This window comes from Lelliottia sp. 489 (assembly GCF_050435885.1).
GTDB classification, from domain to species: domain Bacteria; phylum Pseudomonadota; class Gammaproteobacteria; order Enterobacterales; family Enterobacteriaceae; genus Enterobacter; species Enterobacter nimipressuralis.
Genome location: NZ_JBNDLC010000003.1, coordinates 274243 through 300804, shown reverse-complemented (window position 1 = coordinate 300804; position 26562 = coordinate 274243). Strand labels below are relative to the sequence as shown.

At 54.7% G+C, this 26562-nt stretch carries 30 protein-coding genes and 1 tRNA gene; 21 read left to right on the top strand and 10 right to left on the bottom strand.

The window, feature by feature from the left end:
• Positions 1-4: 4 nt before the first annotated feature.
• Positions 5-1438: a 6-phospho-beta-glucosidase BglA gene (bglA, locus tag ABIE11_RS12685; protein WP_181826813.1), complete on the bottom strand. Its 1434-nt coding sequence runs from the start codon at positions 1436-1438 to the stop codon at positions 5-7.
• A gap of 116 nt (positions 1439-1554) precedes the next feature.
• The gene (locus ABIE11_RS12680; protein WP_429184714.1) at positions 1555-2286 is read right to left on the bottom strand and encodes a MurR/RpiR family transcriptional regulator; all 732 of its coding nucleotides are present in this window, start codon (positions 2284-2286) and stop codon (positions 1555-1557) included.
• Positions 2287-2338: 52 nt separating this feature from the next.
• On the opposite strand from ABIE11_RS12680, the gene yqfB reads away from it, so the two are divergent.
• Both yqfB and trhA read left to right on the top strand, forming a co-directional pair.
• The gene (gene yqfB / locus ABIE11_RS12675; RefSeq protein WP_100779033.1) at positions 2339-2650 is read left to right on the top strand and encodes a N(4)-acetylcytidine aminohydrolase; all 312 of its coding nucleotides are present in this window, start codon (positions 2339-2341) and stop codon (positions 2648-2650) included.
• Positions 2651-2813: 163 nt separating this feature from the next.
• Entirely contained in the window at positions 2814-3473 is a 660-nt protein-coding gene (gene trhA, locus ABIE11_RS12670; protein ID WP_429184614.1) for a PAQR family membrane homeostasis protein TrhA, read from the top strand.
• 46 nt (positions 3474-3519) lie between these two features.
• On the opposite strand, the gene ygfZ is transcribed toward trhA, so the two are convergent.
• Entirely contained in the window at positions 3520-4500 is a 981-nt protein-coding gene (gene ygfZ / locus ABIE11_RS12665; RefSeq protein ID WP_429184613.1) for a tRNA-modifying protein YgfZ, read from the bottom strand.
• A gap of 267 nt (positions 4501-4767) precedes the next feature.
• Between ygfZ and sdhE the strand changes: the two genes are divergently transcribed.
• Both sdhE and ABIE11_RS12655 read left to right on the top strand, forming a co-directional pair.
• Entirely contained in the window at positions 4768-5034 is a 267-nt protein-coding gene (gene sdhE, locus ABIE11_RS12660; protein WP_095283258.1) for an FAD assembly factor SdhE, read from the top strand.
• Positions 5015-5428 carry a protein YgfX gene (locus tag ABIE11_RS12655; protein WP_100779036.1) on the top strand — a complete coding sequence of 138 codons (414 nt, stop codon included), beginning with the start codon at positions 5015-5017 and terminating at the stop codon, positions 5426-5428. The genes sdhE and ABIE11_RS12655 overlap by 20 nt, the downstream gene beginning before the upstream one ends.
• Positions 5429-5432: 4 nt before the next feature.
• Here the strand turns inward: ABIE11_RS12655 and fldB are convergent, their stop codons facing one another.
• Complete coding sequence (gene fldB / locus ABIE11_RS12650; RefSeq protein ID WP_429184612.1) at positions 5433-5954, bottom strand: flavodoxin FldB; 522 nt, start codon at positions 5952-5954, stop codon at positions 5433-5435.
• A gap of 100 nt (positions 5955-6054) precedes the next feature.
• Between fldB and xerD the strand changes: the two genes are divergently transcribed.
• The 5 genes from xerD to lysS all read left to right on the top strand — a co-directional run bounded on the left by xerD (position 6055) and on the right by lysS (position 12148).
• Positions 6055-6951: a site-specific tyrosine recombinase XerD gene (gene xerD, locus ABIE11_RS12645; RefSeq protein ID WP_429184611.1), complete on the top strand. Its 897-nt coding sequence runs from the start codon at positions 6055-6057 to the stop codon at positions 6949-6951.
• Positions 6952-6979: 28 nt separating this feature from the next.
• Positions 6980-7693, top strand: a complete 714-nt coding sequence (dsbC, locus tag ABIE11_RS12640) for a bifunctional protein-disulfide isomerase/oxidoreductase DsbC (RefSeq protein WP_429184610.1) — start codon at positions 6980-6982, stop codon at positions 7691-7693.
• A gap of 5 nt (positions 7694-7698) precedes the next feature.
• Complete coding sequence (gene recJ / locus ABIE11_RS12635) at positions 7699-9432, top strand: single-stranded-DNA-specific exonuclease RecJ (RefSeq protein WP_429184609.1); 1734 nt, start codon at positions 7699-7701, stop codon at positions 9430-9432.
• Between the two features lie 90 nt (positions 9433-9522).
• A protein-coding gene (gene prfB / locus ABIE11_RS12630; protein WP_100779041.1) for a peptide chain release factor 2 occupies positions 9523-10621 on the top strand; the annotation gives its coding sequence in 2 pieces (ribosomal slippage) (positions 9523-9597 and positions 9599-10621; 1098 coding nt in all).
• A gap of 9 nt (positions 10622-10630) precedes the next feature.
• Positions 10631-12148, top strand: coding sequence for a lysine--tRNA ligase (gene lysS / locus ABIE11_RS12625; RefSeq protein ID WP_100779042.1), 1518 nt, complete (start codon positions 10631-10633; stop codon positions 12146-12148).
• Between the two features lie 48 nt (positions 12149-12196).
• On the opposite strand, the gene idi is transcribed toward lysS, so the two are convergent.
• Positions 12197-12748 carry an isopentenyl-diphosphate Delta-isomerase gene (idi, locus tag ABIE11_RS12620; RefSeq protein WP_429184608.1) on the bottom strand — a complete coding sequence of 184 codons (552 nt, stop codon included), beginning with the start codon at positions 12746-12748 and terminating at the stop codon, positions 12197-12199.
• 159 nt (positions 12749-12907) lie between these two features.
• Here idi and actS point away from each other — a divergent pair, with 159 nt between their 5' ends.
• Positions 12908-13654 carry an amidase activator ActS gene (gene actS / locus ABIE11_RS12615; protein WP_255409576.1) on the top strand — a complete coding sequence of 249 codons (747 nt, stop codon included), beginning with the start codon at positions 12908-12910 and terminating at the stop codon, positions 13652-13654.
• Between the two features lie 80 nt (positions 13655-13734).
• Positions 13735-13808: transfer RNA gene (locus ABIE11_RS12610), tRNA-Gly, on the top strand.
• Between the two features lie 37 nt (positions 13809-13845).
• On the opposite strand, the gene ABIE11_RS12605 is transcribed toward ABIE11_RS12610, so the two are convergent.
• The gene (locus ABIE11_RS12605; protein ID WP_231276057.1) at positions 13846-14631 is read right to left on the bottom strand and encodes an NAD(P)H-dependent oxidoreductase; all 786 of its coding nucleotides are present in this window, start codon (positions 14629-14631) and stop codon (positions 13846-13848) included.
• A gap of 86 nt (positions 14632-14717) precedes the next feature.
• Here ABIE11_RS12605 and ABIE11_RS12600 point away from each other — a divergent pair, with 86 nt between their 5' ends.
• The 3 genes from ABIE11_RS12600 to ABIE11_RS12590 all read left to right on the top strand — a co-directional run bounded on the left by ABIE11_RS12600 (position 14718) and on the right by ABIE11_RS12590 (position 16196).
• Positions 14718-15614 (top strand): LysR family transcriptional regulator, encoded by an 897-nt coding sequence (locus ABIE11_RS12600; protein WP_194512116.1) that lies wholly within the window; start codon positions 14718-14720, stop codon positions 15612-15614.
• A 68-nt stretch (positions 15615-15682) separates the two neighbouring features.
• Complete coding sequence (yjdI, locus tag ABIE11_RS12595) at positions 15683-15913, top strand: 4Fe-4S mono-cluster protein YjdI (protein ID WP_100779047.1); 231 nt, start codon at positions 15683-15685, stop codon at positions 15911-15913.
• A 10-nt stretch (positions 15914-15923) separates the two neighbouring features.
• Positions 15924-16196 (top strand): GNAT family N-acetyltransferase, encoded by a 273-nt coding sequence (locus tag ABIE11_RS12590; protein WP_429184607.1) that lies wholly within the window; start codon positions 15924-15926, stop codon positions 16194-16196.
• Between the two features lie 29 nt (positions 16197-16225).
• On the opposite strand, the gene ABIE11_RS12585 is transcribed toward ABIE11_RS12590, so the two are convergent.
• Positions 16226-16837: a LysE family translocator gene (locus ABIE11_RS12585; protein WP_100779049.1), complete on the bottom strand. Its 612-nt coding sequence runs from the start codon at positions 16835-16837 to the stop codon at positions 16226-16228.
• Positions 16838-16951: 114 nt separating this feature from the next.
• Between ABIE11_RS12585 and ABIE11_RS12580 the strand changes: the two genes are divergently transcribed.
• Both ABIE11_RS12580 and ABIE11_RS12575 read left to right on the top strand, forming a co-directional pair.
• Positions 16952-17422, top strand: coding sequence for an Lrp/AsnC family transcriptional regulator (locus ABIE11_RS12580; protein ID WP_194512115.1), 471 nt, complete (start codon positions 16952-16954; stop codon positions 17420-17422).
• Between the two features lie 4 nt (positions 17423-17426).
• Positions 17427-17954 (top strand): GNAT family N-acetyltransferase, encoded by a 528-nt coding sequence (locus ABIE11_RS12575; RefSeq protein ID WP_100779051.1) that lies wholly within the window; start codon positions 17427-17429, stop codon positions 17952-17954.
• A gap of 37 nt (positions 17955-17991) precedes the next feature.
• On the opposite strand, the gene ABIE11_RS12570 is transcribed toward ABIE11_RS12575, so the two are convergent.
• The gene (locus ABIE11_RS12570; protein ID WP_107702904.1) at positions 17992-19221 is read right to left on the bottom strand and encodes an amino acid permease; all 1230 of its coding nucleotides are present in this window, start codon (positions 19219-19221) and stop codon (positions 17992-17994) included.
• 118 nt (positions 19222-19339) lie between these two features.
• Positions 19340-19798, bottom strand: a complete 459-nt coding sequence (locus ABIE11_RS12565; protein WP_100779053.1) for a multidrug/biocide efflux PACE transporter — start codon at positions 19796-19798, stop codon at positions 19340-19342.
• Positions 19799-19901: 103 nt separating this feature from the next.
• Between ABIE11_RS12565 and ABIE11_RS12560 the strand changes: the two genes are divergently transcribed.
• The 3 genes from ABIE11_RS12560 to ABIE11_RS12550 all read left to right on the top strand — a co-directional run bounded on the left by ABIE11_RS12560 (position 19902) and on the right by ABIE11_RS12550 (position 23050).
• Positions 19902-20768 carry a LysR family transcriptional regulator gene (locus ABIE11_RS12560; protein ID WP_319417818.1) on the top strand — a complete coding sequence of 289 codons (867 nt, stop codon included), beginning with the start codon at positions 19902-19904 and terminating at the stop codon, positions 20766-20768.
• A 94-nt stretch (positions 20769-20862) separates the two neighbouring features.
• Complete coding sequence (locus ABIE11_RS12555) at positions 20863-22041, top strand: acetyl-CoA C-acetyltransferase (RefSeq protein ID WP_100779055.1); 1179 nt, start codon at positions 20863-20865, stop codon at positions 22039-22041.
• A 325-nt stretch (positions 22042-22366) separates the two neighbouring features.
• Positions 22367-23050: an oligogalacturonate-specific porin KdgM family protein gene (locus tag ABIE11_RS12550; RefSeq protein WP_100779056.1), complete on the top strand. Its 684-nt coding sequence runs from the start codon at positions 22367-22369 to the stop codon at positions 23048-23050.
• 176 nt (positions 23051-23226) lie between these two features.
• Here ABIE11_RS12550 and ABIE11_RS12545 read toward each other — a convergent pair whose 3' ends face one another.
• The gene (locus ABIE11_RS12545) at positions 23227-24402 is read right to left on the bottom strand and encodes an oligogalacturonate lyase family protein (RefSeq protein WP_100779057.1); all 1176 of its coding nucleotides are present in this window, start codon (positions 24400-24402) and stop codon (positions 23227-23229) included.
• Positions 24403-24859: 457 nt separating this feature from the next.
• On the opposite strand from ABIE11_RS12545, the gene kduI reads away from it, so the two are divergent.
• Together kduI and kduD are read left to right on the top strand one after the other, a co-directional pair.
• Entirely contained in the window at positions 24860-25696 is an 837-nt protein-coding gene (kduI, locus tag ABIE11_RS12540) for a 5-dehydro-4-deoxy-D-glucuronate isomerase (protein ID WP_429184606.1), read from the top strand.
• Positions 25697-25759: 63 nt separating this feature from the next.
• A complete protein-coding gene (gene kduD / locus ABIE11_RS12535) occupies positions 25760-26521 on the top strand; it encodes a 2-dehydro-3-deoxy-D-gluconate 5-dehydrogenase KduD (RefSeq protein WP_100779059.1) in 762 nt (253 codons plus the stop codon).
• Positions 26522-26562 lie beyond the last annotated feature (41 nt).

Below are 26562 nucleotides of genomic sequence, written 5' to 3'. Positions count from 1 at the left end.
GTAGTTAGATGTTCTCGCCGTTGCTGGCAATCACCTCTTTGTACCACGCAAAGCTCTTCTTACGGGAGCGGGACATATCGCCCGTGCCGTCATCGTGCTTATTCACATAGATAAAGCCGTAGCGCTTGCTGTACTGGCCGGTGGTGAAGGAGACGCAGTCGATGCAGCCCCACGGGGTGTATCCCATCAGGTCCACGCCATCATAGGTCACGGCTTTAATCATCTCTTCCACGTGTGCGCGCAGATAGTCGATACGGTAGTCATCGTTGATACTGCCGTCTTCTTCGACCTTATCGTACGCGCCAAAGCCGTTCTCAACGATAAACAGCGGTTTCTGATAGCGCTCATACAGCTCGCAAAGGGCATAGCGCAGGCCGACCGGGTCAATCTGCCAGCCCCAGTCGGAGGCTTTCACGTGCGGGTTCGGCACGCTGCCTTCGAAGCCGGAAATCGCGTCACCGGTTCCGCCTTCGGCTTTGACGGCGTTCGTCATGTAGTAGCTGAAACCTAAGTAATCGCAGGTGCCTTCACGCAGGATCTGCTCGTCACCCGCTTCCATGTTGATGGTAAAGCCACGGCGTTCCCACTCGTTCAGCACGTAGCTTGGGTAGTAGCCGCGCAGCTGTACGTCGGTGAAGACATAGCGTTCACGCATGGATTCCTGAGCGAACATCACGTCTTCTGGTTTGCAGGAGAACGGATAGAGCGCCACCATCGCCAGCATGCAGCCGACTTTCATTTCTGGATTGATGCGACGCGCGGCCTTCACGGCCAGCGCGCTGGCAACGAACTGATGGTGCAGCACCTGATACATGGTCTCTTCCGGGTTTTCATGCTCGGTATAGACCACGCCGGAGCAGCAGTAGCCGAACAGCGGTGCGCGCCAGTTACGCTGGTTGTTGATTTCGTTAAAGGTCATCCAGTATTTGACCTTGCTCTTGTAGCGCTCGAAGACCACTTCGGCAAAGCGTACAAAGAAATCCACCACTTTGCGGTTGGTCCACCCGCCGTATTCCTGCACCAGATGCAGCGGCATTTCGAAGTGGGAGAGGGTGATGACCGGTTCGATGTTGTACTTCAGCAGCTCATCGAACATGTCGTCGTAGAACTTCAGCCCTTCTTCATTCGGCTGAGTTTCGTCGCCTTTCGGGAAGATTCGCGTCCAGGCGATAGAGGTACGGAAACATTTGAAGCCCATTTCGGCAAACAGCTTGATGTCTTCTTTGTAATGACCGTGGAAGTCGATGGCTTCGTGGTTCGGATAATATTTGCCCGGTACTACTTCCTGAGTGATTTCACGCGGAACGCCGTGGGCGCCGCCGGTCAGCACGTCGCAAATGCTTGGCCCTTTGCCGCCTTTATTCCAGCCGCCTTCAACCTGGTGCGCCGCTACCGCGCCGCCCCATAAAAAATCTTTTGGTAAGGTGAGTTTTTTCATGTTTGCTATGCTCGTCTTAGGATCTATTGATTTCGAGTCTAGCAAAGCAGAATTAAATGTCACGATATAACAATTAGCCTGGAATGTAATATGTTACATCAAAAAAACAGGGCGTTTTATTCCGCCAGTTTCTTCGCCAGTTTACGGCCAATTGATTCAAGAATATAAATCACCGGAATTTGAGTCGTAATATCGTAGACGCCTGCAATACGGGTTTGCGGCACATGCCAGGAGAGATTAAAGTCCGCCAGTTTTGCCAGGCGCGAGTGCTCGTGGCTGGTGATAGAGAGCACTTTACAGTGATGCAGGCTGAACTGGCTGGCGAAGCGCAGGATCTCTTCCGTTTCGCCTGAGACGGACAAGACAATCGCCAGCGCATTTTTCGCCATATCGTTCGTTACCGGAAAATAAGGATCGTCGATATGGTTACTGAATTTACCGATGTTTGAGAAGAATCTCGCGCCATATTTTGCAAGCGATCCGGACGTGCCCGCGCCGACAAAAATAATACGCTCTGACGATAATATAATATCGACCGCCTGCTCTAATAACGCATCAAATTCTTCGTTGTTAACGCTTTTAAAAAAGCTGATAATTTCACTGGTGCCGAAATTCGCCTGCTGCGGTTCGTTTTGTTCTAAATATAATTTAAACCGCACGCGGAATTCGGAATAGCCGTCACAGTTGAGCTTGCGACAAAAACGCAGCACGGTGGTGGTGGACACGCTAGCCGCATCCGCCAGCTCGCGGATGGTCATGTAGGTCACCTTGTCGCGGTTTTTGATGACATAGTTGTAGACCATCATCTCCAGATTGTTGAGACTGGCAATGGCGGAATGGGAGAACATGCTCACAGTGGCTAAACTCACTCATCAGACTTCATCTTCAGGGAATAATAACATGCAGCCTAACGACATCACTTTTTTTCAGCGCTTCCAGGATGACATTCTGGCCGGACGTAAAACCATCACCATTCGTGACGAGTCTGAATCACATTTTAAAACGGGCGATATTTTGCGCGTCGGACGCTTTGAAGACGACGCCTATTTTTGCACCATCGAAGTGGTGGGAACATCGACCGTCACGCTGGATACGCTAACGGAAAAACATGCGCAGCAGGAGAATATGTCACTTGAGGCGCTTAAACAGGTGATTGCAGAGATCTATCCGAATCAAAGTCAGTTTTATGTGATTGATTTTAAATGCCTTTGATTAAAACTCACATCTGTTAGGTGAAAATTGTTTTTAATTTAATGATTTTTAAGGACTAATCTGGGATTTGGATTTATTTTAGCTAACAGGTGTTCACTGAAATCATTCTCAGTTAGCATAGTTAAGCGATACATCATGATCTTATGTTTTCCCGGAGTCCTCTATGGTTAGAAAACCATTAACTGCGCAGGGATATTCACTGGCTGAGGAAATAGCCAACAGTATCAGCCATGGCATCGGCCTGGTGTTTGGCATTGTGGGCCTGGTGTTGTTGTTGGTTCAGGCCTTCGACACCAACGCGAACGCGATGGCGATCACCAGCTACAGCTTGTACGGCGGGAGTATGATCCTGCTTTTCCTCGCCTCGACCCTGTATCACGCCATTCCGCATCAGCGGGCAAAACGATGGCTGAAGAAATTCGACCACTGCGCGATCTATCTGTTGATTGCCGGGACGTACACCCCGTTCTTACTGGTAGGGTTAAACTCGCCTCTGTCGCGCGGCCTGATGATTGTCATCTGGAGCCTGGCGCTGCTGGGGATCTTGTTTAAGCTCACCATTGCGCACCGTTTTAAAGTGCTTTCACTGGTGACCTATCTGACGATGGGCTGGCTGTCGCTGATTGTGGTCTATCAACTGGCGGTGAAATTAGCGGCGGGCGGCGTAACGCTGCTGGCGGTGGGCGGTGTGGTCTATTCCCTGGGCGTGATTTTCTACGTCTGCAAACGCATTCCTTACAACCACGCTATCTGGCACGGCTTTGTGTTAGGCGGCAGCGTGTGTCACTTCCTGGCGATTTATCTGTACGTTGGACAGATTTGATTTGTGCCCGGCGGCGTTACGCTTGCCGGGCCAAAAAACTAAACACTCACTCTTCTAACGAATACGGCAGCGGCTCAATGCTCAGGGTGTTGGCATCGTCACGCACGCGGAACACGCTGTCCGGCTCCATGTCGTTATTCATCACCACCTGCACCAGCAGACGACCATCATCCAGCTGTACAGCGGCCAACACAGTGCCCGTACGACGCCAGTTGTCGCCCATTTTCAGCTCCAGATCTTCTCCGGCTTCCGGTACGCGGCTGGCGTGGCCTGCCAGATACCAGAGGGCGCGTTTGTTGGCCCCGCGGAATTTCGCACGCGCCACCATCTCCTGACCGGTGTAGCAGCCTTTCTTAAAGCTGATGCCGCCCAGCGCCTGCAGGTTAGTTGCCTGCGGGATAAACTGCGCGCTATTAACGGCATCAATAACCGCCAACCCGGCTTCGATGTTCAGGGCCAGCCACTGCTGGCTGTTGTTGAGCTGCGCTTCACCGCGCAGCGCTTCCGTGACGCGCTCGGTGGTGGCCACATCGGTGACCAACAGGAAGCGTTCGGCAGGATGTTCAAACCACAGAATCGAGGTAGCGCCTTCGCTCACCAGCTGTTTTTCCGCATCCGGCAGTTCATTGAACAGATTTTTCAGCGCCGCGCGTGCCTGGAAACCGGCAACGCCCAGCAGAACGTGTTCGTCATCTGCGGCGATAGTGACCTTGGAAAACACCGCATATTTCTTCAGCTCAGTGAGCTGGGCATCGCGCAGGCTGCGGCGTTCGATCAGGGCGAAACCGTCCTGACGACGGAACAGGCGCAGATTGCTCCACATCTTACCTTTGGGATCGCAATGCGCTGCCAGCAGATGCTGGTGCTCAGTCATCTGGCCCACGTCGGCGGTCACTTGGCCTTGCAGATACTTTTCGGCATCCGCGCCGGTGAGGGTCGCCAGCGCCCAGTCATCAAGAGAAATCAGCGTCAGCGGCAGACGCGCAGAGGCGACAGGCTGGCGAGGAGAAAATGGAGTAAAAGCCATAGTGATGTCCTGAATTGCATAACGCTTCGATAATGCCTAATGGTAAAAGAGACTGTAGTCATTGCAAGCGCTTTCAGCAGCCCAATTGTGCCTTATCGCTGTTCTTGCGTAGCGCTACGCAAAACAGAGTAATCCGCTTAGATTGCAGGGTTTATTCTGGAAGCGTGCTTCCAGTTGTTCATATTCCAGTAATGAAACAGCAAAAAACACGTTACACTAGAAATCGTCCCTCTTAGAGGTAGAAGAAACGTTAAGCAGGAAATCGACATGGACATTAACAACAAGGCCCGTATCCACTGGGCGTGCCGTCGCGGCATGCGTGAACTTGATATTTCCGTCATGCCCTTCTTCGAATATGAGTACGACAGCTTAAGCGATGATGATAAACGTCTGTTTATCCGCCTGCTGGAGAGTGACGATCCTGATTTATTCAACTGGCTGATGAATCATGGCAAACCCGCCGACACCGAGTTGCAGCGGATGGTGCAATTAATTCAAACACGGAATCGGGAACGTGGTCCTGTGGCAATCTGATCTGCGCGTCTCGTGGCGCTCACAGTGGATGTCTCTTTTACTCCACGGCATTGTGGCGGCTTTTATTTTGCTGATGCCGTGGCCGCTTAGCTATACACCGCTCTGGATGCTGCTTCTTTCGCTGGTGGTGTTCGACAGTGTGCGCAGTCAGCGGCGTATCAACGCCCGTCAGGGTGAGATCAAACTGCTGATGGACTCGCGGTTGCGCTGGCAGGGCAAAGAGTGGGAGATCGTCGGCACACCCTGGATGCTGAATTCCGGGATGATGTTCCGCCTGCGTAAAGAGGAAGGGGCGCGTTGCCAGCATCTTTGGCTGTCAGCAGACAGTATGGATGCCAGCGAGTGGCGAGATTTGCGCCGGATGGTGATGCAGCAGCCGACGCCAGGACGCTAAGAAATCAGCTAAACTTCTCTGCCATTTCGCCCAGAATTTGCTCGCACCAGTTTTGCAGGCGATCTTCACTGAGATCGTACTGGTTGGTTTCATCCAGCGCCAGTCCGACAAAGAGTTCGCCATCAGCGATGATCGGTTTGACGCTTGTGAACTCGTAGCCTTCTGTCGGCCAGTAGCCGATAAACGTGACGCCCTTCGGCGCGAGTTTATCGTGCAGCATCCCGAGCGCATCCAGGAACCATTCGCCATAACCCAGCTGATCGCCCATGCCGTACAGCGCAATGATTTTGCCTTCAAGATTGAGCGAGTCGAGCTGATCCCAGATGGCTTCCCAGTCTTCCTGTAATTCACCAAAATCCCAGGTCGGAATGCCAAGAATCAGAACGTCGTACTGCTCCATCTCTGAGGGCGCGTCGTCTTTAAGATTGTGCAGAGTCACCAGTTCCGGGCCAATGATGTCGCGAATTTTCTCCGCGGCCATTTCGGTGTAGCAGGTGCTGGAACCATAAAACAGACCAATATTCATCGCGTAAACTTCTCAATACTTGCTTTGACTTTGCGCGTAGTGTACCAGAAACCTGTACCATTACGTCATAATGGCCGATAGCAGAATCACAGGAGCAGACGTGGAAAAGGATCTCGCCCTCATCGAACGATTTCTCGATGCGCTGTGGCTGGAAAAAAATCTGGCGGAGAATACCCTCAGCGCTTATCGCCGCGATTTAACCCTGCTGGTGGAGTGGCTGGCGCACCGTGACCTGTCTCTTGAACAGGCGCAGCATGACGATCTCCAGGCCTTATTGGCCGAACGCATGGAGGGCGGCTATAAAGCCACCAGCTCTGCCCGCTTGCTGAGTGCGATGCGCCGCCTGTTCCAGCATATGTATCGCGAGAAGCTGCGTGCCGACGATCCCAGCGCGCTGCTGGCGTCGCCCAAGCTTCCGCAGCGTCTCCCGAAAGATCTCAGCGAGGCCCAGGTCGATCGGCTTTTACAATCCCCGGCGGTTGACCTGCCGCTGGAGTTACGCGATAAAGCCATGCTTGAGGTGTTGTATGCCACCGGGCTGCGCGTCTCGGAACTTGTCGGTTTAACCATGAGCGATATAAGCCTGCGTCAGGGCGTGGTGCGGGTAATCGGTAAGGGGAATAAGGAACGGCTGGTGCCGCTCGGCGAAGAGGCGGTCTACTGGGTGGAAAATTACCTGGAGCACGGACGCCCGTGGCTTCTGAACGGTGTGTCGATTGATGTTCTGTTCCCCAGCCAGCGCGCGCAGCAGATGACGCGACAAACCTTCTGGCATCGCATTAAACATTACGCCACACTGGCAGGCATCGACAGTGAAAAACTTTCGCCGCACGTTCTGCGTCATGCCTTTGCGACGCATTTGCTCAACCATGGCGCCGATTTGCGCGTGGTGCAGATGCTGCTGGGGCACAGCGATCTTTCTACGACGCAAATCTACACCCATGTAGCGACAGAACGCCTGCGGCAGCTACACCAACAGCACCACCCACGAGCGTGAGTGCCGAACCATAGTGATAGGATTGAAAATGAAAAAATCTTTAGTGCTGTTCTCCCTGCTGGCAGCCTCTTTTACCGGTTTTGCCCATGCTGATGACGCAGCGATCAAACAGTCGCTGGCAAAACTCGGCGTGACCAGCAGTGATATCCAGCCTGCGCCCGTTGCCGGAATGAAAACCGTGCTGACCAACAGCGGTGTGCTGTATGTGACCGAAGACGGCAAGCACTTCATTCAAGGCCCAATGTATGACGTGAGCGGCGCGCAGCCGGTGAACGTGACCAACCAGCTGCTGATGAAAAACCTGAACGCGCTGGAAAAAGAGATGATCTTCTACAAAGCGGCGCAGGAAAAACACGTGATCACCGTGTTCACTGATATCACCTGTGGCTACTGTCACAAGCTGCATGAAGAGATGAAAGACTACAACGCGCTGGGGATCACCGTGCGTTATCTGGCCTTCCCGCGCGCGGGCGTGCAGAGCCAGCCAGAGCAGGATATGAAAGCCATCTGGTGTGCGAAAGATCGTAACAAAGCCTTTGATGACGCCATGAACGGCAAAGGTGTGAAACCAGCCTCCTGCGATATCGATATCGCCAACCATTATGCGCTGGGCGTGCAGTTTGGCGTCACCGGCACGCCAGCCATTGTGCTGAGCAACGGGTACGTTGTGCCGGGCTATCAGGGACCAAAAGAGATGAAAGAGTTCCTCGACGCCCACCAAAAACAGTTTGGCGGTAAATAATCCGCGTGAAAACTAAGACAAAATTGCGCCGCCGCGAGGTGGATGAAAGCGTTGATTTACCTGCCGACCTGTCGCCGCTTCTGCGCCGTCTGTACGCCGGTCGCGGCGTTCGCGCGGCCAGTGAACTGGAGCGCAGCGTCAAAGGCATGCTGCCGTGGCAGCAGCTCAGCGGCGTCGAAAAAGCGACTGAATTGCTCTATGACGCGCTGCGTGAAGGGACCCGTATCGTCGTGGTCGGCGATTTTGATGCCGACGGCGCGACCAGTACCGCCCTGAGCGTCCTCAGCCTGCGCGCGCTGGGCTGCGATAACGTCACCTATCTGGTGCCAAACCGTTTTGAAGACGGTTATGGTCTCAGCCCGGAAGTGGTCGATCAGGCGCACGCACGCGGCGCGCAGATGATCCTGACCGTCGATAACGGGATCTCATCCCATGCCGGCGTCGATCGGGCACACGATCTCGGGATCCCGGTTATCGTCACCGATCACCACCTGCCGGGTGAAACGCTGCCGGCAGCAGAAGCCATCATTAACCCCAATCTGCGCGACTGTGATTTCCCATCGAAATCGCTGGCAGGCGTAGGTGTGGCTTTTTACCTTATGCTGGCCCTGCGCGCGCTGCTGCGTGATAAGGGCTGGTTTGAGGCGCGCGGAATTGCGATCCCGAATCTGGCCGAATACCTCGATTTGGTGGCGCTCGGCACGGTGGCGGACGTGGTGCCGCTGGATACCAATAACCGTATTTTGACCTGGCAAGGGCTGGGGCGTATCCGGGCGGGGAAATGCCGTCCGGGGATTAAAGCGCTGCTAGAAATCTCCAATCGCGATCCCCTCAAGCTGGCGGCAAGCGATCTCGGTTTTGCGCTCGGCCCGCGTCTTAATGCGGCAGGGCGGCTCGATGATATGTCCGTTGGCGTGGCACTTCTGCTCTGTGACAACATCGGCGAAGCCCGCGTGCTGGCCAATGAGCTGGACGCGCTGAACCAGACGCGCAAAGAGATCGAACAGGGGATGCAGGCCGAAGCGCTTACCCTGTGCGAAAAACTTGAGCGCAGCACAGACACGCTACCCGGCGGCCTGGCGATGTACCACCCGGAGTGGCATCAGGGCGTGGTCGGGATTTTGGCCTCGCGCATTAAAGAGCGTTTTCACCGTCCGGTGATCGCGTTTGCACCTGCGGGAGACGGCACGCTGAAAGGCTCTGGGCGTTCCATTCAGGGGCTGCACATGCGCGATGCGCTGGAGCGCCTCGACACGCTCCATCCCAATTTGATGATCAAGTTTGGCGGCCACGCGATGGCGGCCGGTTTATCGCTGGAAGAGGCGAAATTCGACGAATTTCAGCGTCTGTTCAGCGCGCTGGTGACCGACTGGCTGGATCCGTCACTGCTGCAGGGTGAAGTGGTCTCTGACGGCGCGCTGTCTGCGGCGGAGATGACCATGGACGTGGCGCAGATGCTGCGCGACGCCGGGCCGTGGGGGCAGATGTTCCCGGAGCCGCTGTTTGACGGGCGTTTTCGCCTGCTGCAACAGCGTCTGGTGGGCGAGCGCCATCTGAAAGTGATGGTCGAGCCGGTGAACGGCGGTCCGCTGCTGGATGGCATCGCCTTTAACGTCGATACCACCGTCTGGCCCGACAGCGGCGTGCGCGAGGTCGAACTGGCCTACAAACTGGATATTAACGAGTTTCGCGGCAATCGCAGTTTGCAGATTATCATCGATCATATCTGGCCAATTTAGCGTCACTATTCTCTATAAAAAAGGGCGTGGATTCGGTACAATCCCGCTCTTATCACCGCATTTTGACTAGTCCAATAAAGAAAAAAGACCATGTTTGAAATTAATCCGGTAAAAAACCGCATTCAAGACCTCACGGAGCGCTCCAGCGTTCTTCGGGGGTATCTTTGACTACGATGCCAAGAAAGAGCGTCTTGAAGAAGTAAACGCCGAGCTGGAACAGCCCGACGTCTGGAACGAACCTGAACGCGCACAGGCGCTGGGTAAAGAGCGTTCCTCCCTCGAAGCCATCGTTGAAACCCTGGATCAAATGTCTCAGGGGCTGGAAGATGTGTCCGGCCTGCTGGAATTAGCCGTCGAAGCCGACGACGAAGAGACCTTTAACGAAACCATCGCCGAACTCGACGTGCTGGAAGATAAACTGGCGCAGCTCGAATTCCGCCGCATGTTCTCTGGCGAGTACGACAACGCCGACTGCTATCTCGATATCCAGGCCGGTTCTGGCGGGACAGAAGCCCAGGACTGGGCGAGCATGCTGATGCGTATGTATCTGCGTTGGGCAGAAGCGCGCGGTTTCAAAACCGAAATCATTGAAGAGTCTGAAGGTGAAGTCGCGGGTATTAAATCTGTGACCATCAAAATCATCGGTGATTACGCTTACGGCTGGCTGCGTACCGAAACGGGCGTTCACCGCCTGGTGCGTAAAAGCCCGTTCGATTCCGGCGGCCGTCGTCATACCTCTTTCAGCTCCGCGTTTGTCTATCCGGAAGTGGAAGATGATATCGACATCGAAATCAATCCGGCCGATCTGCGTATCGACGTTTACCGCGCATCCGGTGCGGGTGGTCAGCACGTTAACCGTACGGAATCTGCGGTGCGTATCACCCACATTCCAACCGGGCTGGTGACACAGTGCCAGAACGACCGTTCGCAGCATAAGAACAAAGACCAGGCCATGAAGCAGATGAAAGCGAAGCTTTATGAGCTGGAAATGCAGAAGAAGAATGCTGAGAAACAGGTGATGGAAGATAACAAATCTGACATCGGCTGGGGCAGCCAGATTCGTTCTTACGTCCTCGATGACTCCCGTATCAAAGATCTGCGTACCGGGGTTGAAACCCGCAACACGCAGGCGGTGCTGGACGGCAGCCTGGACCAATTTATCGAAGCAAGTTTGAAAGCAGGGTTATGAGGAACCAACATGTCTGAACAACAAGCACAGGGCACTGACGCGGTAGTCGATCTTAATAACGAACTGAAAACCCGTCGCGAGAAGCTGGCTGCACTGCGTGAGCAGGGTATCCCATTCCCGAACGATTTTCGTCGCGATCATACCTCAGACCAGCTGCACGCTGACTTCGACGCGAAAGAAAACGAAGAGCTGGAAGCGCTGAACGTAGAAGTGTCCGTTGCAGGCCGCATGATGACTCGTCGTGTGATGGGTAAGGCGTCTTTCGTGACTTTACAGGACGTCGGCGGCCGTATTCAGCTGTACGTTTCCCGTGACGATCTGCCAGAAGGCATCTACAACGAGCAGTTCAAGAAGTGGGACCTGGGCGATATCCTGGGCGCGAAAGGCAAGTTGTTCAAGACCAAGACGGGCGAGCTGTCTATCCACTGTACCGAACTGCGTTTGCTGACCAAAGCATTGCGTCCGCTGCCGGATAAATTCCACGGTCTGCAGGATCAGGAAGCGCGTTACCGTCAGCGTTACCTGGATCTCATCTCTAACGATGAATCCCGCAAAACCTTCAAAATCCGTTCCCAGATTATGGCGGGTATCCGTCAGTTCATGGTTGGCCGTGATTTTATGGAAGTTGAAACGCCAATGATGCAGGTGATCCCAGGCGGCGCGTCTGCGCGTCCGTTCATCACCCATCACAACGCGCTGGATTTGGACATGTACCTGCGTATCGCGCCGGAACTGTACCTGAAGCGTCTGGTGGTTGGCGGCTTCGAACGTGTGTTCGAAATCAACCGTAACTTCCGTAACGAAGGTATCTCCGTTCGCCATAACCCAGAGTTCACCATGATGGAACTCTACATGGCTTACGCAGATTACAAAGATCTGATCGAACTGACCGAGTCACTGTTCCGTACCCTGGCGCAGGATATTCTCGGCACCACTGAAGTGCCTTACGGCGACGAAGTGTTCGACTTTGGTAAGCCGTTCGTCAAACTGACCATGCGCGAAGCCATCAAGAAGTACCGTCCAGAGACCAACATGGCCGATCTGGATAACTTCGATTCCGCTAAAGCTATCGCTGACAGCATCGGTATTAAGGTTGAGAAGAGCTGGGGTCTGGGCCGTATCGTGACCGAGATCTTCGAAGAAGTGGCCGAAGCGCACCTGATTCAGCCAACCTTCATCACTGAGTATCCGGCAGAAGTCTCTCCGCTGGCACGTCGTAACGACGAAAACCCGGAAATCACCGATCGCTTTGAGTTCTTCATCGGTGGCCGCGAAATCGGTAACGGCTTTAGCGAGCTGAACGATGCGCAGGACCAGGCGCAGCGCTTCCAGGATCAGGTTGATGCGAAAGCCGCAGGCGACGACGAAGCGATGTTCTTCGACGAAGACTACGTGACCGCGCTGGAACACGGTTTGCCGCCAACGGCAGGTCTGGGTATCGGTATCGACCGTATGGTCATGCTGTTCACCAACAGCCACACCATCCGCGACGTGATTCTGTTCCCGGCGATGCGCCCGGTAAAATAAGTCACTGAGATGCAAAAAGCCCCGGCGTTCATCGCGTCGGGGCTTTTTTTATGACCTTAGCTCGGCGGCGAACTGCCTGAGTGCTTTATGGGCGATGGCGACCTGCGACACCATCCATGGGCTAAAGGCCCACGGCGTCGCGCCGACAGCGCTGAACAACGACTCCAGATCAACCCACTGAACCGCCATCACTTCATCGGGATTGAGATTCAGCGGGCTGACCAGCTTTGCAGCATATACCGGGCAAATTTCGTTTTCGACGATCCCTGAGGGGTCTGTTTCGCAGTAACGAAAATCCAGCGCGATGGGCCTCAGATCTGTGATTTCGGCGCCAATTTCATACCGACAGCGGCGAATAAGCGCGTGTTCGGTACGTTCGCCGGTTTGCGGGTGGCCGCAGACGGAGTTGGTCCAGACGCCGGGCCAGGCTTTTTTGCTCAGGGCGCGACGTGTGACAAGGCACTCCCCCTGGGTGTTAAACAACCACGAAGAGAAAGCCAGATGCAGAGGGGTATGCGATGTGTGGGCGGCATACTTTTCCTGAGTGCCGATGACCTCTCCCTGGGCGTTAACCAAAATGACGTGTTCTTGTGTGCTCATTCCGACTCCAGTACCCGAACGACGGGATGGCAACATTATATCTCACTCTTTGGCTGGCGGCTTGAATGCTGAATGCTGAAAGAGTCTTTACAGCAAAGATTGGCAACAGAATTCAGGCTGCTATCATAGGACGCCATTTACGCTGACCGAGGAGCCGCTTTGTTTGCAGGAAGCCTGACAAGAAATCCCCTGATTGCCCTTTTTTGCCTGATGCTGACGCTCATGCTGGCAGGCTGTTCGGGCAGTAAATCAGCGGATTCGGGAAGCTACTCCGGCGCGGTCTACACCGTTAAGCGCGGCGACACACTCTATAAAATCTCGCGCTCAACCGGAACGAGCGTGAAAGACCTGGCTCGCCTGAACAATATTTCTGCACCTTATACCATCGAGATAGGGCAAAAGCTCAGGCTCAATAGCGGTAGCTCGACGGCGAAAAAATCTTCTTCCTCGAAAGGTAAAACCGCCAAAGTGACGCCGTCTTACGCGGTGCCGCAATCGTCCTGGCCGCCGGTCGGGCAACGCTGCTGGGTGTGGCCTGCCAGTGGGAAAGTGATTATGCCGTACTCCACCGCCGAAGGTGGCAACAAAGGCATTGATATTGCGAATGCGCGCGGAACGCCAGTCTATGCGTCGGGTGCAGGGAAGGTGGTTTACGTGGGCGATCAGCTGCGCGGTTACGGCAACCTGATCATGATCAAGCACGGTGAGGACTATATTACCGCTTACGCGCACAACGATACGCTGCTGGTGAATAACGGACAAAACGTAAAAGCCGGACAGAAAATCGCGACCATGGGCAGCACGGGAGCCAGTTCCGTTGCGCTGCATTTCCAGATTCGCTATCGCGCAACGGCGATTGATCCCCAGCGCTACCTTCCGGCGCAGGGCAGCAAACCGAAATGCTAAGCGGTTAATTATTCACCGGTTAGCAGTCGGGAGGCTTGTGTGAACATGCGTAAGGTCTATAATGCCTTACGCACCTCAAAGCGGGCGTAGTTCAATGGTAGAACGAGAGCTTCCCAAGCTCTATACGAGGGTTCGATTCCCTTCGCCCGCTCCAGCTCTATTCCACCCAGTTCAAAACACTCACACCAGCATCAATCACTGTCCTGCAAATGTATTCCCAGTCCCGTTTTTCCTTTCGCAAGGTCCGGACGCAGGGTTAACGCAGGAATCTCATAATCTCCGGCGTTCTGACGACGATAATTCAGCGGCTCTGTGTGCCACAAACTGTCCAGTCTGTCAGTCAGCTGCTGGCGGTAATTGGCATACTTCGCGTCGTCGGTTTTACCGGTGCGGTAAATCAGCATTGGTGGAAGCACCGTAAAGCCTGGGTAGAAAAGCATCCCGTGCTGGATTGGAAAGAGAATATCGTCGATGGCACCGTTTATGCCGCGCGGAGCATAGTGCGATTCCCAGCCGCCGGTGGTGACCAGCAGCATCGCGCGTTTACCGGACAGATTCCCCTCGCCGTAACGATCGCCCCAGTGGTGGTCGCTGTGCTCGCCCACGCCGTAGGCAAAACCGTTGGCGTACACCCGGTCAAACCAGCCTTTCATGATGGCAGGCATTGAGAACCACCACAGCGGAAACTGGAAAATCACGGCATCGGCCCAGCGTAATTTTTCCTGCTCAGCGGCGATATCCGCTGCTTGTAGGGCGTTGTCGTAGGCAAAGCGGGAGTCTACGGAAGGGTCAAAACGTTCACCACGCAACGGGGCGAGTGAATCATCGGTATCCAGGACGGTCTTCCACTTCATGCCATAGAGATCAGAAACGTGCACCTGATGACCGGTCTGCTGCAGATGTCTGACAGCCTCATCTTTCAGCTGTCCGTTAAGCGAGCGGGGTTCGGGATGGGCAAAGACAATTAATACATTCATGAGCGATTCCTGATAGAGAAAGTCCCGTCAGAATAGGGAAATCTCCGTTATAGTAAAAATTGATTACCGCAATGACAGGTATTGCCATGATTAATTTCTCGCAACTGGATCTCAATCTCCTCCTCACGCTGCAGGTGCTCCTCGACGAGCTGAATGTGACCCGGGCAGCGAGGCGCTTGAACCTCTCCCAGCCCTCCGTCAGCGTCCAGCTGGCTCGGTTACGGGAAGTTTTTAACGATCCGCTGCTTCTGCCGGGGCCGCGCGGGATGAGGCCAACGGCCCGAGCCGACGCCCTGCGGGAACCGCTGCGTCAGGCGCTGGCGGCTCTGGAGTCGGTGGTCGCCCCGGCGGCATCATTCGAACCAGAGAAATCAGAAAATACCTGGCGCGTGGCGGCAACGGACTACATGGCGACGGCAATCCTGCTGCCCGCGCTGGAAGCACTCCGCCAGGCGGCGCCGCTCTCGCGCCTCGCCGTGTATGAGCTTAATCCGCAGCGGATTTTGCGGCAGGCTGAGCAGGGCGATATCGATCTGATTTTTCATACCCGGGAGGGGGCGCCCGCGTCACTGCATCAGCGGGTGATCTTCAGCGAGCGCTATGTTCTGGCAGGGCGTCGCGACCATCCGGCGCTCCGAACGGGCGTCACGGCAAAGCAGTTTTCACAGCTCGAACACGCGATAGTCTCCCCGGATGGCGGCGGCTTCTGGGCTGCTACAGACGTGGCGTTGGCCCGCAGCGGGCTGGCACGAAAAGTCGTGCTGTCGGTGCCGCATTTCCTGTTCCTGGTCGAAGCGCTGTTGAAGACCGATCTGGTGGCGGTGGTGCCGGAAAGGCTCACGCGTAATGTGGCGGGATTAACTGTCTCAGCGCCGCCTGTCGACGTGGAAGGCTTTGATATGCTGATGCTTTGGCATGAACGGTTGCATCGCGATGCGGGCCACGTTTGGCTACGTCAGATGCTGATGACACAGCTCGGCTGAGCCATAGTCACCTCGTGATATCGGCGCTATGCTTATCCCGAACGCATAACAATAACAGAGGTAATGTCATGGATAAGGATTTACTGGACGCGGGGTACCGGGCCTATACCGGGGAAAAGATCGATGTCTACTTCAATACGGGGATATGCCAGCACTCAGGAAACTGCGTGCGCGGCAGCAGCAAGCTGTTTAATCTGAAGCGTAAGCCGTGGATCATCCCCGATGAAGTGGATGTCGAGACGGTCAAGAGAGTGATTGATACCTGCCCGAGCGGTGCCCTGAAGTACCGCCAGAAATAAGCGAGGAACCATGGATATTCTGGAAGGCCACAACAAGTTTTACGTCAACGATGCACAAGGGAATCAGGTTGCTGAAATTGTGTTTGTTCCGACCGGGGAACATCTAAGCATTATCGAGCACACGGACGTCGATGCCAGCCTGAAAGGGCAGGGCGTAGGAAAACAGCTGGTGGCGAAAGTGGTCGAGAAAATGCGCGTGGAGAACCGCAAAGTTATCCCGCTGTGCCCGTTCGCCAAACACGAGTTTGATAAAACGCGCGAATACGACGATATCCGCGCCTGACTTCAGCACCGGCTCCCGCCGGTGTTTTTTTATCTGAACTGTCCGTAAATCAGAATGACGGATATGACCACCATCACCCCACCTGAAATCATGCCCACCACCCGCGCCGCCTGCGGGCGTGTGGCTAATAGCGCCCGTGAACCGTAGCCCACCAGCAGGTAGATCAGCGTGCAGGTGAGCAGGTGCATCATCGCCAGCGCGGACATCTGTACAGGCACCGACCAGCTGCCTTTGGGGTCAGTAAATTGCGGAAGCAGTGCCAGAAACAGCAGGAACACTTTCGGGTTCAGTCCGCTGATACAAAGCCCTTTAAGCGCCCACTGGTTCCAGCTTCCGTCCTGCTGCTCAGCGGCGCTGACCGTGGCCGGATGGCGCAAAATCGTCACGCCCAGCCACAGCAAATAGACGGCACCCAGGACGGTCAGCAGCGACAGCGCCAGAGGATGCCCGGCGATCAACACCCCGACACCCGCCACCACAATAACCGTCGCCAGCAAATGCCCGGACATCAGCCCCATCACAGCCGGTACCACGCGCCGCCCGTTGATCCCCGCGCTGATGGCATAAGCCCAGTCGGCGCCTGGCGTCATTATCAGCAGAAAAGAGACCAGCCAGAACCCGACGACGATACTCATTTCCATTCTTTGATCACCCTTCAAAAACGATATTAGCGGAAAGAAAGAATATCGACATCCAGGCGAAATGAGCTTCCAATGTTATGCTGAAAACAGGTCTAAAATGAGAAACTCTTCTAAATGGATAGCATCGATCGAAAAATACTTGCTGAGCTACAGGTGGATGGCCGTCTGTCGCTTACGGAACTGTCCGAACGGGTAAACTTAAGCCTCTCACCCTGTCACCGACGCGTGCGCGCCCTGGAGCAGAGCGGGGCGATTACGGGCTATCGCGCAAATCTCGATCCCGCGAAAATGGGCTTCAATTTTGTGGCGATTGTTTTTGCGACGTTAAAAGAGGGCGACAAGCGGGCCGTCAGCGCCTTTGAGGCGGCGGTGGAAGAGATCCCGCAGATCGTGCTGGCGCAGCGTCTGTTCGGCGATCCTGACTATTTAATGCATGTGGTCACGCGCGATCTCCCCGCGTTCCAGAAACTGTACGATGAGAAATTGTCGGCAATGCCTGGCGTGCAGCATTTGCGCTCGACGCTGGTGATGAAAACCGTCGTGCAGGACCGGCCATTCCCCCTCGACACCTTAAAACAAGGATAACCCGATGATAGAGACACCACGACTGCTGCTCCGGCAGTGGAGGCCAGAAGATCTCGCCCCTTTTGCGGCACTCAATGGCGACAGCGACGTCATGCGATTTTTCCCGGCGACCTTGACGCGGGAAGAGAGCGACAATCTTGCCGCGCGATTTCAGGAAGGCATCGCCGAACGCGGCTGGGGATTCTGGGCCGTTGAGTTAACCGCGACGGGGGAGTTTGTCGGTAGCCTGGGGCTGCACCCTCAGCCTGACCGTTTTGCCTTTTCACCCTGCACGGAGATTGGCTGGCGTCTGGCAAAACCGTTCTGGCATCAGGGGCTGGCGTACGAGGCGGCCACGGCGGCGCTGGAGTATGGCTTTAAAACGCTGGGGCTGAGCGAGGTGGTCTCATTTACCTCGGTGCTGAATGCGCCGTCAGAGAACCTGATGAAACGCCTGGGGATGATAAAAGAGGGCGAGTTTTTGCATCCTGCGCTCGCCCCCGATCATCGTCTGGCGGAGCATGTGCTTTATCGTATAGCGCGGCAAGTGTAGCCCGGAAAGCGAAGCGCTCACCGGGCCTGCATGAGGGCTATCCGACAAACATGACCGACACGCACAGCACGCCGACGATCAGCGTCAGCAGATTGCCGAAAGAGCGGTAAGGTTTCAGCGTCGGGATGAGATAAGTGGAGAGCGTCGGCATGATGAAAAGAATCATGGCGATCAAAGGCCCGCTGATGGCGTAAATCATCGAAATCGCGTTCGGGTTGATGAAACAGACCACGAAGGTAATAAACGACACCACCATGATCGACACCGCGCGGTTAAAGGCGCGGCTTTTCTTAATGCCCACCTGATGCAGCGACGATTTGACGATCTCCGTCGCCCCTTCAATGACCCCAAAATAGGTGCCGAGGAAAGATTTCGACATCGCCACAATCGCCACCACAATGCCCGAAATACCCAGCCATGCCGGGGAAGATGGCATCATCGAGAGGGCCGAGAGAATTGTCACGCCCTCTTCTTTGGCCGCCACGATGTACGACGGCGGAATCGACAGCAGGCAGCTGAAGACAAAGAACAGCACGCTCAGGCAAATAATCAGGTACGCGACCTTCATGATTTTTTTGCATTTACCCATGGCCGCATCACCGTACTTTTCACGTCTGTCGACGGCGAAAGTGGAGATGATTGGCGTATGGCTAAAAGCGAAAACCATCACTGGAATAGAAATCCATACCTGGTGCAGCGTGTGCTGATCGAACGCCATCTGGCTGGTCAGCAGCGACGGCTGCCAGCTGCCGGTGAGATACAGGGACACAAACAGGAAGTAGGCGATCAGCGGGAAGACCAGAAAACCCATCACCTTGAGGGTGATATGACGGCCCGTTAAGAAGATCAGATTCAGCACCATCACTACGCCAAGACTCACCAGCACGCGCACGGTGGTGTCGACGGTCAGATGCTTCGCCAGCTGTTCTGTTATCGAGTTGGTGATCGCCACGGCGTAAATCAGCACCACCACGAAGAAGGCGACAAAATAGAGGGTGGTGATCAGGTTGCCGATCTTTTTGCCGTAGTAGTGCGTCACCGCGCTGGTGATCCCTTCACTGCCTTTGGCGTTCGACGACAGGATAAACTGGGCCAGCGCTTTGTGCGGCCAGTAGGTTAAAGGATAAGCCACAAGGGCCGTAATGAGCAGGACAATCGCGCCTGCGGAGCCGAGCTGAATGGGCAAGAACAGGGTTCCTGCGCCCACGGCAGTGCCATAGAGGGCGAAACTCCAGAGAGTCTCTTCTTTTGACCAAATTTTCGACATTAGAGCAACGTATCAACTATAAAACGAACAAAAAGGAGGGTAATTTACCATAATTATGCGTTGAAGGCGCAGTTGACGTCGCAGGTAAGGCCGGAAGAGGGTTCCGGCCTTAGAGGGATCAGTTCGCCAGGGCACGTCGTTGCTGGCGGCGCTTGATGACTTTTTCGCGCAGCGTGTCGTACGCCCAGTTATAGAACATGGTGTACGGCAGGAAGAACAGGAAGAAACCGATCTCCAGGGTAAATGCCTGCAGCAGCGTTACGCCGAGCACCGCCGAGACGATCGACACCCCGATTACGATAAAGCCGCACTCAAAGCCCAGAGCATGAAACGCACGCACTTTTGCCGTGCGGGTTACGCGGTGAACGGGCCACAAACGGTCAAATCCATAGTTATAGATAATGTTCCAGACCATCGCTGTGGTCGCCAGGATGATGGTGAGTCCACCCATCTCCACCATCGAACGCTGCATTAACCAGGCGGCGGTCGGCGCCAGAATTGCCGTGGCAATCCCTTCGAAGCACACCGCGTGGAAGATACGCTCCGGCAGTTTTCGTTTTTGTACATTGTGTTGCATAACCTGACCTCATGAATTCGCCGGAATGGGCGTTGATGTGGCCTATTTTTATCGTAATTTGTGATATATAAAAGATACTATCCATCGATAAAATAGATACATCATGCGCTACTCTCCCGAAGCCCTTACCGCTTTTGTCGAAACCGTGGCTACCGGTTCGTTCTCCGCTGCGGCGCGACGCCTGCGTAAAAGCCAGTCCACTGTCAGCACCGCGATTGCCAATCTGGAGGCAGATCTGGGGTTTGCCCTGTTTGACCGATCCGCCCGTCAACCGGTGTTAACCGAACAGGGCGAGCAGGTGCTGGGTTACGTACAGTCGATTCTGGCCGCCAGTGCGCGTCTGGACGAACTGGCCGTCTCCCTGACTGCCCAGACGGAAGCGCGGCTGACCTTTGTGCTCTCGGACACGCTCAACCCGGACGTGCTGGAGGATCTGATGATCCAGTTCGACAAGCGCTTTCCGCACACGGAATTTGAGTGTTTGATTGGCGAGGAAGAGGACGTCATCGATCTGCTGCAAAAAGAGCGTGCGCAGGTCGGCCTTACGGAAGCGCGCGATATTTACCCCACCGGGATCGGCGTGATCCGCCTGCCGATGCAAACCCAGATGGCGATCTATGTTGCCACCACCCACCCGCTAGCGGCGCAGGGGAGAGTGGAGGTGGATGAGCTGCACGGCTGGCGCGAACTGCAGCTGAGCACATATCTGGAACGGGAAACCACCCAAGTGCGCGGCCCCATCTGGTCTGCGCCTAACTATCTGCTGCTCCTCAGCATGGCGGTGCAGGGCTTCGGCTGGTGCGCGCTGCCCTGTGCGCTGGTGGAAGAGTTCGCCGCGGCGAAAAGCCTCGTACAAATCAGCGTTCCCGGCTGGCCGCGCACCATCGCCATCGATCTTCTGTGGAACAAACGAAGCCCGCCAGGCGTCGCCGGAAGCTGGCTGCGCCAGTATCTGCAGGACGCGCGCTAATCCTGTGACAAAACTCACTTTTTTTAAACAATTACGTTAATTGTTGATAACAATACATCTACTATCAGCGGTGTCATTTTGCGCAGAGGTAGAGATGAAAGAGGTCGTGATCGTGGGGGCGTTGCGTACGGCAATCGGCTGTTTCCAGGGCGCGCTGGCTCGCCATTCTGCGGTGGAGCTGGGGAGCGTGGTCGTCAGGGCGCTGGTCGAACGCAGTGGAATCCCCGCCCATGAAATAGATGAAGTGATCCTGGGCCAGGTGCTGACGGCGGGCGCCGGGCAGAACCCTGCGCGTCAGGCGGCACTGAAAGGCGGGCTGCCGAATACTGTGTCGGCGATCACCATCAACGACGTCTGCGGTTCGGGTCTGAAAGCGCTGCATCTGGCGACGCAGGCGATCCAGTGCGGCGAGGCCGATGTGATCATCGCCGGCGGCCAGGAGAACATGAGCCGCGCGCCGCACGTCCTGACGGACAGCCGCACCGGCGCACAGCTCGGCAACAGCCAGCTGCTCGATAGCCTGGTGCATGACGGACTGTGGGATGCATTCAACGATTACCATATGGGCGTGACCGCAGAAAACCTGGCGCGGGAGTACGGCATCAGCCGTGAGCTTCAGGACGCCTACGCGCTCAGTTCGCAGCAAAAAGCGCGTGCCGCCATCGACTCAGGGCGTTTTCGTGATGAAATCGTGCCGGTGGACACCCTGCGCCACAACGGCGAGCTGTTGATTATCGATACGGATGAACAGCCGCGCACGGATGCCAGCGCGGAAGGGCTGGCTAAACTCAATCCTGCCTTTGAAACGCTCGGCTCGGTGACGGCGGGCAACGCCTCGTCGATCAACGACGGCGCAGCGGCGGTGATGATGATGAGCGAAAGCAAAGCCGAAGAGTTGAATCTGCCGGTGCTGGCGCGCATCAAAGCGTTCGCCAGCGTGGGCGTCGATCCTGCCCTGATGGGCATCGCTCCCGTATATGCCACGCGCCGCTGTCTTGAGCGCGCGGGCTGGCAGCTCAGCGACGTGGATCTGATTGAAGTGAATGAAGCGTTTGCCGCACAGGCGATATCGGTGGGGAAAATGCTGGAGTGGGATCCGAGCCGGGTGAACGTCAACGGTGGGGCGATTGCACTTGGGCACCCGATCGGCGCATCCGGCTGCCGTATTTTAGTTTCGCTGGTGCATGAGATGACCAAGCGCAATGCCCGCAAAGGGCTGGCGACCTTGTGCATTGGTGGCGGACAGGGCGTGGCGCTCGCCATCGAAAGATAACCGCACTGAAATAGGTCTCTCTTTAAAAGCCTCCTTATTGGAGGCTTTTTTGTGTGCGCCTGAAATCTATTTTTACGCTTATGAGATGATTCTAAAGCCTCCAGTTAAATCCAGAAACTTCATATTCTGATCAAATATCCTCTTTTTGTGATCTTAAACCTGAAATTCCCTTTTAATACCCGATGTTTGTTGATGGGTGTCACGTCGATCTTTGCCAAAAAAATTGAAACAAATAATTACGATCTCGATCACTAAAATATCGTTATTTAAAAAATAAAATGCAATTTCATAAAAACGAAACATAATTTTATTTGAGGGTTTTGTCATGTTTAAAAAATCTCTGGTCCTTGCTTCTCTCGTTGGTGCGTCTTTCGCAGCTCAGGCTGTTACCGTTGATTTACGTCACGAATACATCGACAGCGGCTCTAACGCCGACCGTGTTTCCGTGTCACACCGCTTCGCCAATGGCTTAGGTTTTTCCGTTGAAGCAAAATGGAAATCAGGCGGCGATAAAGCCGACCAGCCTTTTGCGGATGTCGTCGGTAACGGCCACGAAGACCAGATTAGCTGGCGCTGGAAAGCCACCGACAATATTGCGCTGACACCGGCATTTACCATCGAAAGTAATGACAGCCGTACCATCTATAAACCGAATCTTCATTTGCAATACAGTTTCGACAGTGGCTTCTATGTGGCGGCACGTTATCGTTACGAATATACGCGCTATCCTTCAAGCTCAAATAAAGACGACGATAAAGTTAATCGTGGCGATGCGTGGGTAGGCTGGGTAATGGGTGATTTCCGTACCGAGCTGAACTATGTCTACGCGAAGAGTTCAGAAGGGATGATTCGTAATAATAATAAAGATTATTCCAACGAATATAACGCTAAGCTGGCATACAAATGGGATAAAAACTGGGCGCCGTATGTGGAAGTGGGCAACGTGGGCGTGAAAGAGACCGACGAACGTCAGACGCGTTTCCGTTTAGGTGTGGCATATTCCTTCTAAATAATAATAAGTACCTCCGGGAAAAAGCCGGCTCGCATGAGCCGGTTTTTTTTATGCCTATCGGCAGGCGGTATTCGCCTGGTCGGGTCGAAATCACGAGCAAACAGATGTTCTTCAAACCAAAAAAAAGCCCTCCAGGAGGAGGGCAAGGCCAGTTACAGAAACACTAACTTAAATCATGCATGCAACATTTCAGGTTGCTCGGGGAGTTTCGCGATATAGAGAGCGGGTTTGCCGTCTTTATCGGAACTGAACAGCACCGCTTTATCATCCGGAGTAAAGGATGGATGCGGATGGGTCACCTGCCGGCTGTTTGCCACGGTGGCCCAGGAGGTATCGTGACGGGCGATGCGGAAGTGCGCTTTTTTCGCCACGTCAAAGGCGTACAGATAAGGATCGTTATCGATGGTATAACCGCTGGTGTCTTTCACATCCACCGGCGTACCAGAACCGTCGCCGACCAGCAGGGTGCCGTCAAAGTTGCTCATCAAATGGGAACAGGCTGGCATCTGCATGACCGCGTCGTTGACGCCGGTGTCCGGGTTAAAGCTGTAAATGGTGCGGCCCTGCTGACCTTTCAGATACGAGACATACACCAGCGCGGAGCCGTTTGGCACCCAGAATTCGTGCGTGCAGCTTTCGCCTTCGGCATGCTCTTTCACTTTGCGCACATTGCTGCCGTCTTCGTTCACCATCCACATCCGCGCATCCACCAGGTCGTGCGGGCCTTCGTGGCAGAAGGCGACAGTATTGTCGTCGAACGGGCGATAGATAGGGTGGCCGAGCCAGTTTTTCTCTTCGTGAATGGTCGCGCTTTCACCTGTTTTCAGATCCACGCGCAGCAGGCGGCAGTGCGGCCCTTTGTGGAAGAAGTCGTGGAAAATTTTCCAGTCGTTCAGTGGCGTCCAGTCGCTTTTGGCGATCTCGATCCCGACCAGTTTGGTGCAATCGCTGTTGGCGACCCAGGTGCCGTAGCCGACCCACTCGTCGGAGACGCGATACACTTCGCGCTCGACCAGCGTGTCCAGATTCACTTCCAGCAGAGTGCGGTCGTTTTTGACGTAATAAAGGGACTTATCATCCGGCGAGAGAAAACCGCCAAACGTATTGTCACCCGCGCCTTCCGTCAGTTGCACCGCTTCGGCTTTTTTCAGATCCAGCAGATAGTAGTTCCAGTGGCCGTCGAACTCTCCGGCGAACAGCAGATGGCTGCCATCATTAAAGAAGCACTTCTGATAAAAGTAGTTTCGATGACAGGTTACTTCCGGTGGGGTCAGGCGGGTGATTTCCACGCCTGTATCCGGATCGCGGCTGACGTCATAGTTCAGCTTGACCCGCATACCTTTAGCCATGATGCGCTCCTTTAATATGACCGCAGGATACTTTCTGCCAGTCAGATCTGAATGTGAGATAAGTTAAAAACTGAGTGTTAAATTATCAAAACATCGTTTCAATGTGTGTGACTGATGGCGCACTTTGTAAGAATAATTGTTTGTCGTGAGGGCTATCTTTGATTTTGAACGTGGAATGTTTTCTCTGCGGTCAAATCTTAAAGGTTTTATAATTGATTGTTTACTATGATAAATATTCTTCACTTGTTTTCCGTGTGCCACCTCTGCATCCCTGTCAACGCTTAACAATCGTGATCCAAACTACACTTCTGTTATTAAGATGCAGAAAAAGTGAAACATCGTTTTAAATGTAATTGAAAACCCATTTCGCAGCGGATACTATGTGCTCATAGAGAAAACGGAACGTTGTTTCGTTAATCATCCTTGCCCTCGGGCACGATCAATTCTGGAGGTAAATGTGGACGTCAGACAAAGCATCCACAGCGCGCACGCTAAAACACTGGATACTCAGGGTCTGCGCGATGAGTTTTTAGTTGAGAAGGTGTTTGTGGCCGACGAATACACCATGGTGTACAGCCACATCGACCGCATCATCGTCGGCGGGATCATGCCAACCACTAAAACCGTTTCCGTGGGTGGCGAAGTGGGTAAACAGCTGGGCGTCAGCTACTTCCTGGAGCGTCGCGAGCTGGGTGTGATTAACATCGGCGGGCCGGGCACTATCACGGTAGACGGCACCTGCTATGAAATCGGTCACCGCGATGCCCTGTATGTCGGCAAAGGCGCGCAGGAAGTGGTGTTCGCAAGCATCGATAACAGCAAACCGGCGAAGTTCTACTACAACTGCGCACCGGCTCATACGGCATACCCAACCAAAAAAGTCACTCCAGCGGATGTTGCGCCAGTCACCCTCGGTGACAACCTCACCAGCAACCGCCGCACCATCAACAAATACTTCGTTCCTGATGTGCTGGAAACCTGCCAGCTCAGCATGGGCCTGACCGAACTGGATCCAGGCAACCTGTGGAACACCATGCCGTGCCATACCCATGAGCGCCGCATGGAAGTGTATTTCTATTTCAACATGGACGAAGACGCCTGCGTGTTCCACATGATGGGGCAGCCACAAGAGACGCGCCATATCGTGATGCAAAACGAGCAGGCCGTGATTTCGCCGAGCTGGTCCATTCACTCCGGTGTTGGCACCAAAGCCTATACCTTCATCTGGGGTATGGTCGGTGAAAATCAGGTCTTCGATGACATGGACCACGTCGCTGTTAAGGATCTGCGCTAGTCGCGGGCAGTGAAGCATAAACCTGCCTGTTCGTGACAGGCTCTGAAAGATTAAGGAACAAACATGATTCTGGATGCATTTTCTCTGCAGGGTAAAGTAGCGGTCGTAACCGGGTGTGACACCGGTCTGGGCCAGGGTATGGCGCTGGGTCTGGCGGAAGCGGGCTGTGATATCGTGGGGATCAACATTGTTGAACCGACTGAAACCATCGAGCGCGTGACTGCGCTGGGTCGTCGCTTCCTGAGCCTGACTGCGGACCTGCGCAAAATCGACGTGATCCCTGAACTGCTGGATCGCGCCGTGGCTGAATTTGGTCATATCGATGTGCTGGTCAACAACGCGGGTCTGATTCGTCGTGAAGACGCGATCAACTTCAGCGAGCGCGACTGGGATGACGTGATGAACCTGAACATTAAGAGCGTGTTCTTCATGTCTCAGGCGGCGGCGAAACACTTTATCGCCCAGGGTAACGGCGGCAAAATCATCAATATCGCCTCCATGCTCTCTTTCCAGGGTGGCATCCGTGTGCCGTCTTACACCGCGTCAAAAAGCGCCGTGATGGGCGTGACCCGTCTGCTGGCAAACGAGTGGGCGAAGCACAACATCAACGTCAACGCGATTGCACCAGGCTACATGGCGACCAACAACACCCAGCAGCTGCGTGCGGATGAACAGCGTAGCGCGGAAATTCTCGACCGCATTCCGGCGGGCCGTTGGGGTCTGCCAAGCGATCTGATGGGGCCGATTGTCTTCCTGGCCTCCCCGGCATCTGACTACATCAACGGCTACACCGTTGCGGTGGACGGCGGCTGGCTGGCGCGTTAATTCTCGCCTTATAAAGAAAACCTCTGCCTGGTGCGGAGGTT

What these genes read in the sequence shown, in the direction of transcription:
- bglA (WP_181826813.1), bottom strand. Translation starts at nt 1,438, where the DNA reads ATGAAAAAACTCACCTTACCAAAAGATTTTTTATGGGGCGGCGCGGTA.
- ABIE11_RS12680 (WP_429184714.1), bottom strand. Translation starts at nt 2,286, where the DNA reads ATGTTCTCCCATTCCGCCATTGCCAGTCTCAACAATCTGGAGATGATG.
- yqfB (WP_100779033.1), top strand. Translation starts at nt 2,339, where the DNA reads ATGCAGCCTAACGACATCACTTTTTTTCAGCGCTTCCAGGATGACATT.
- trhA (WP_429184614.1), top strand. Translation starts at nt 2,814, where the DNA reads ATGGTTAGAAAACCATTAACTGCGCAGGGATATTCACTGGCTGAGGAA.
- ygfZ (WP_429184613.1), bottom strand. Translation starts at nt 4,500, where the DNA reads ATGGCTTTTACTCCATTTTCTCCTCGCCAGCCTGTCGCCTCTGCGCGT.
- sdhE (WP_095283258.1), top strand. Translation starts at nt 4,768, where the DNA reads ATGGACATTAACAACAAGGCCCGTATCCACTGGGCGTGCCGTCGCGGC.
- fldB (WP_429184612.1), bottom strand. Translation starts at nt 5,954, where the DNA reads ATGAATATTGGTCTGTTTTATGGTTCCAGCACCTGCTACACCGAAATG.
- dsbC (WP_429184610.1), top strand. Translation starts at nt 6,980, where the DNA reads ATGAAAAAATCTTTAGTGCTGTTCTCCCTGCTGGCAGCCTCTTTTACC.
- lysS (WP_100779042.1), top strand. Translation starts at nt 10,631, where the DNA reads ATGTCTGAACAACAAGCACAGGGCACTGACGCGGTAGTCGATCTTAAT.
- idi (WP_429184608.1), bottom strand. Translation starts at nt 12,748, where the DNA reads ATGAGCACACAAGAACACGTCATTTTGGTTAACGCCCAGGGAGAGGTC.
- ABIE11_RS12605 (WP_231276057.1), bottom strand. Translation starts at nt 14,631, where the DNA reads ATGAATGTATTAATTGTCTTTGCCCATCCCGAACCCCGCTCGCTTAAC.
- ABIE11_RS12600 (WP_194512116.1), top strand. Translation starts at nt 14,718, where the DNA reads ATGATTAATTTCTCGCAACTGGATCTCAATCTCCTCCTCACGCTGCAG.
- yjdI (WP_100779047.1), top strand. Translation starts at nt 15,683, where the DNA reads ATGGATAAGGATTTACTGGACGCGGGGTACCGGGCCTATACCGGGGAA.
- ABIE11_RS12590 (WP_429184607.1), top strand. Translation starts at nt 15,924, where the DNA reads ATGGATATTCTGGAAGGCCACAACAAGTTTTACGTCAACGATGCACAA.
- ABIE11_RS12585 (WP_100779049.1), bottom strand. Translation starts at nt 16,837, where the DNA reads ATGGAAATGAGTATCGTCGTCGGGTTCTGGCTGGTCTCTTTTCTGCTG.
- ABIE11_RS12580 (WP_194512115.1), top strand. Translation starts at nt 16,952, where the DNA reads ATGGATAGCATCGATCGAAAAATACTTGCTGAGCTACAGGTGGATGGC.
- ABIE11_RS12575 (WP_100779051.1), top strand. Translation starts at nt 17,427, where the DNA reads ATGATAGAGACACCACGACTGCTGCTCCGGCAGTGGAGGCCAGAAGAT.
- ABIE11_RS12570 (WP_107702904.1), bottom strand. Translation starts at nt 19,221, where the DNA reads ATGTCGAAAATTTGGTCAAAAGAAGAGACTCTCTGGAGTTTCGCCCTC.
- ABIE11_RS12565 (WP_100779053.1), bottom strand. Translation starts at nt 19,798, where the DNA reads ATGCAACACAATGTACAAAAACGAAAACTGCCGGAGCGTATCTTCCAC.
- ABIE11_RS12560 (WP_319417818.1), top strand. Translation starts at nt 19,902, where the DNA reads ATGCGCTACTCTCCCGAAGCCCTTACCGCTTTTGTCGAAACCGTGGCT.
- ABIE11_RS12555 (WP_100779055.1), top strand. Translation starts at nt 20,863, where the DNA reads ATGAAAGAGGTCGTGATCGTGGGGGCGTTGCGTACGGCAATCGGCTGT.
- ABIE11_RS12550 (WP_100779056.1), top strand. Translation starts at nt 22,367, where the DNA reads ATGTTTAAAAAATCTCTGGTCCTTGCTTCTCTCGTTGGTGCGTCTTTC.
- ABIE11_RS12545 (WP_100779057.1), bottom strand. Translation starts at nt 24,402, where the DNA reads ATGGCTAAAGGTATGCGGGTCAAGCTGAACTATGACGTCAGCCGCGAT.
- kduD (WP_100779059.1), top strand. Translation starts at nt 25,760, where the DNA reads ATGATTCTGGATGCATTTTCTCTGCAGGGTAAAGTAGCGGTCGTAACC.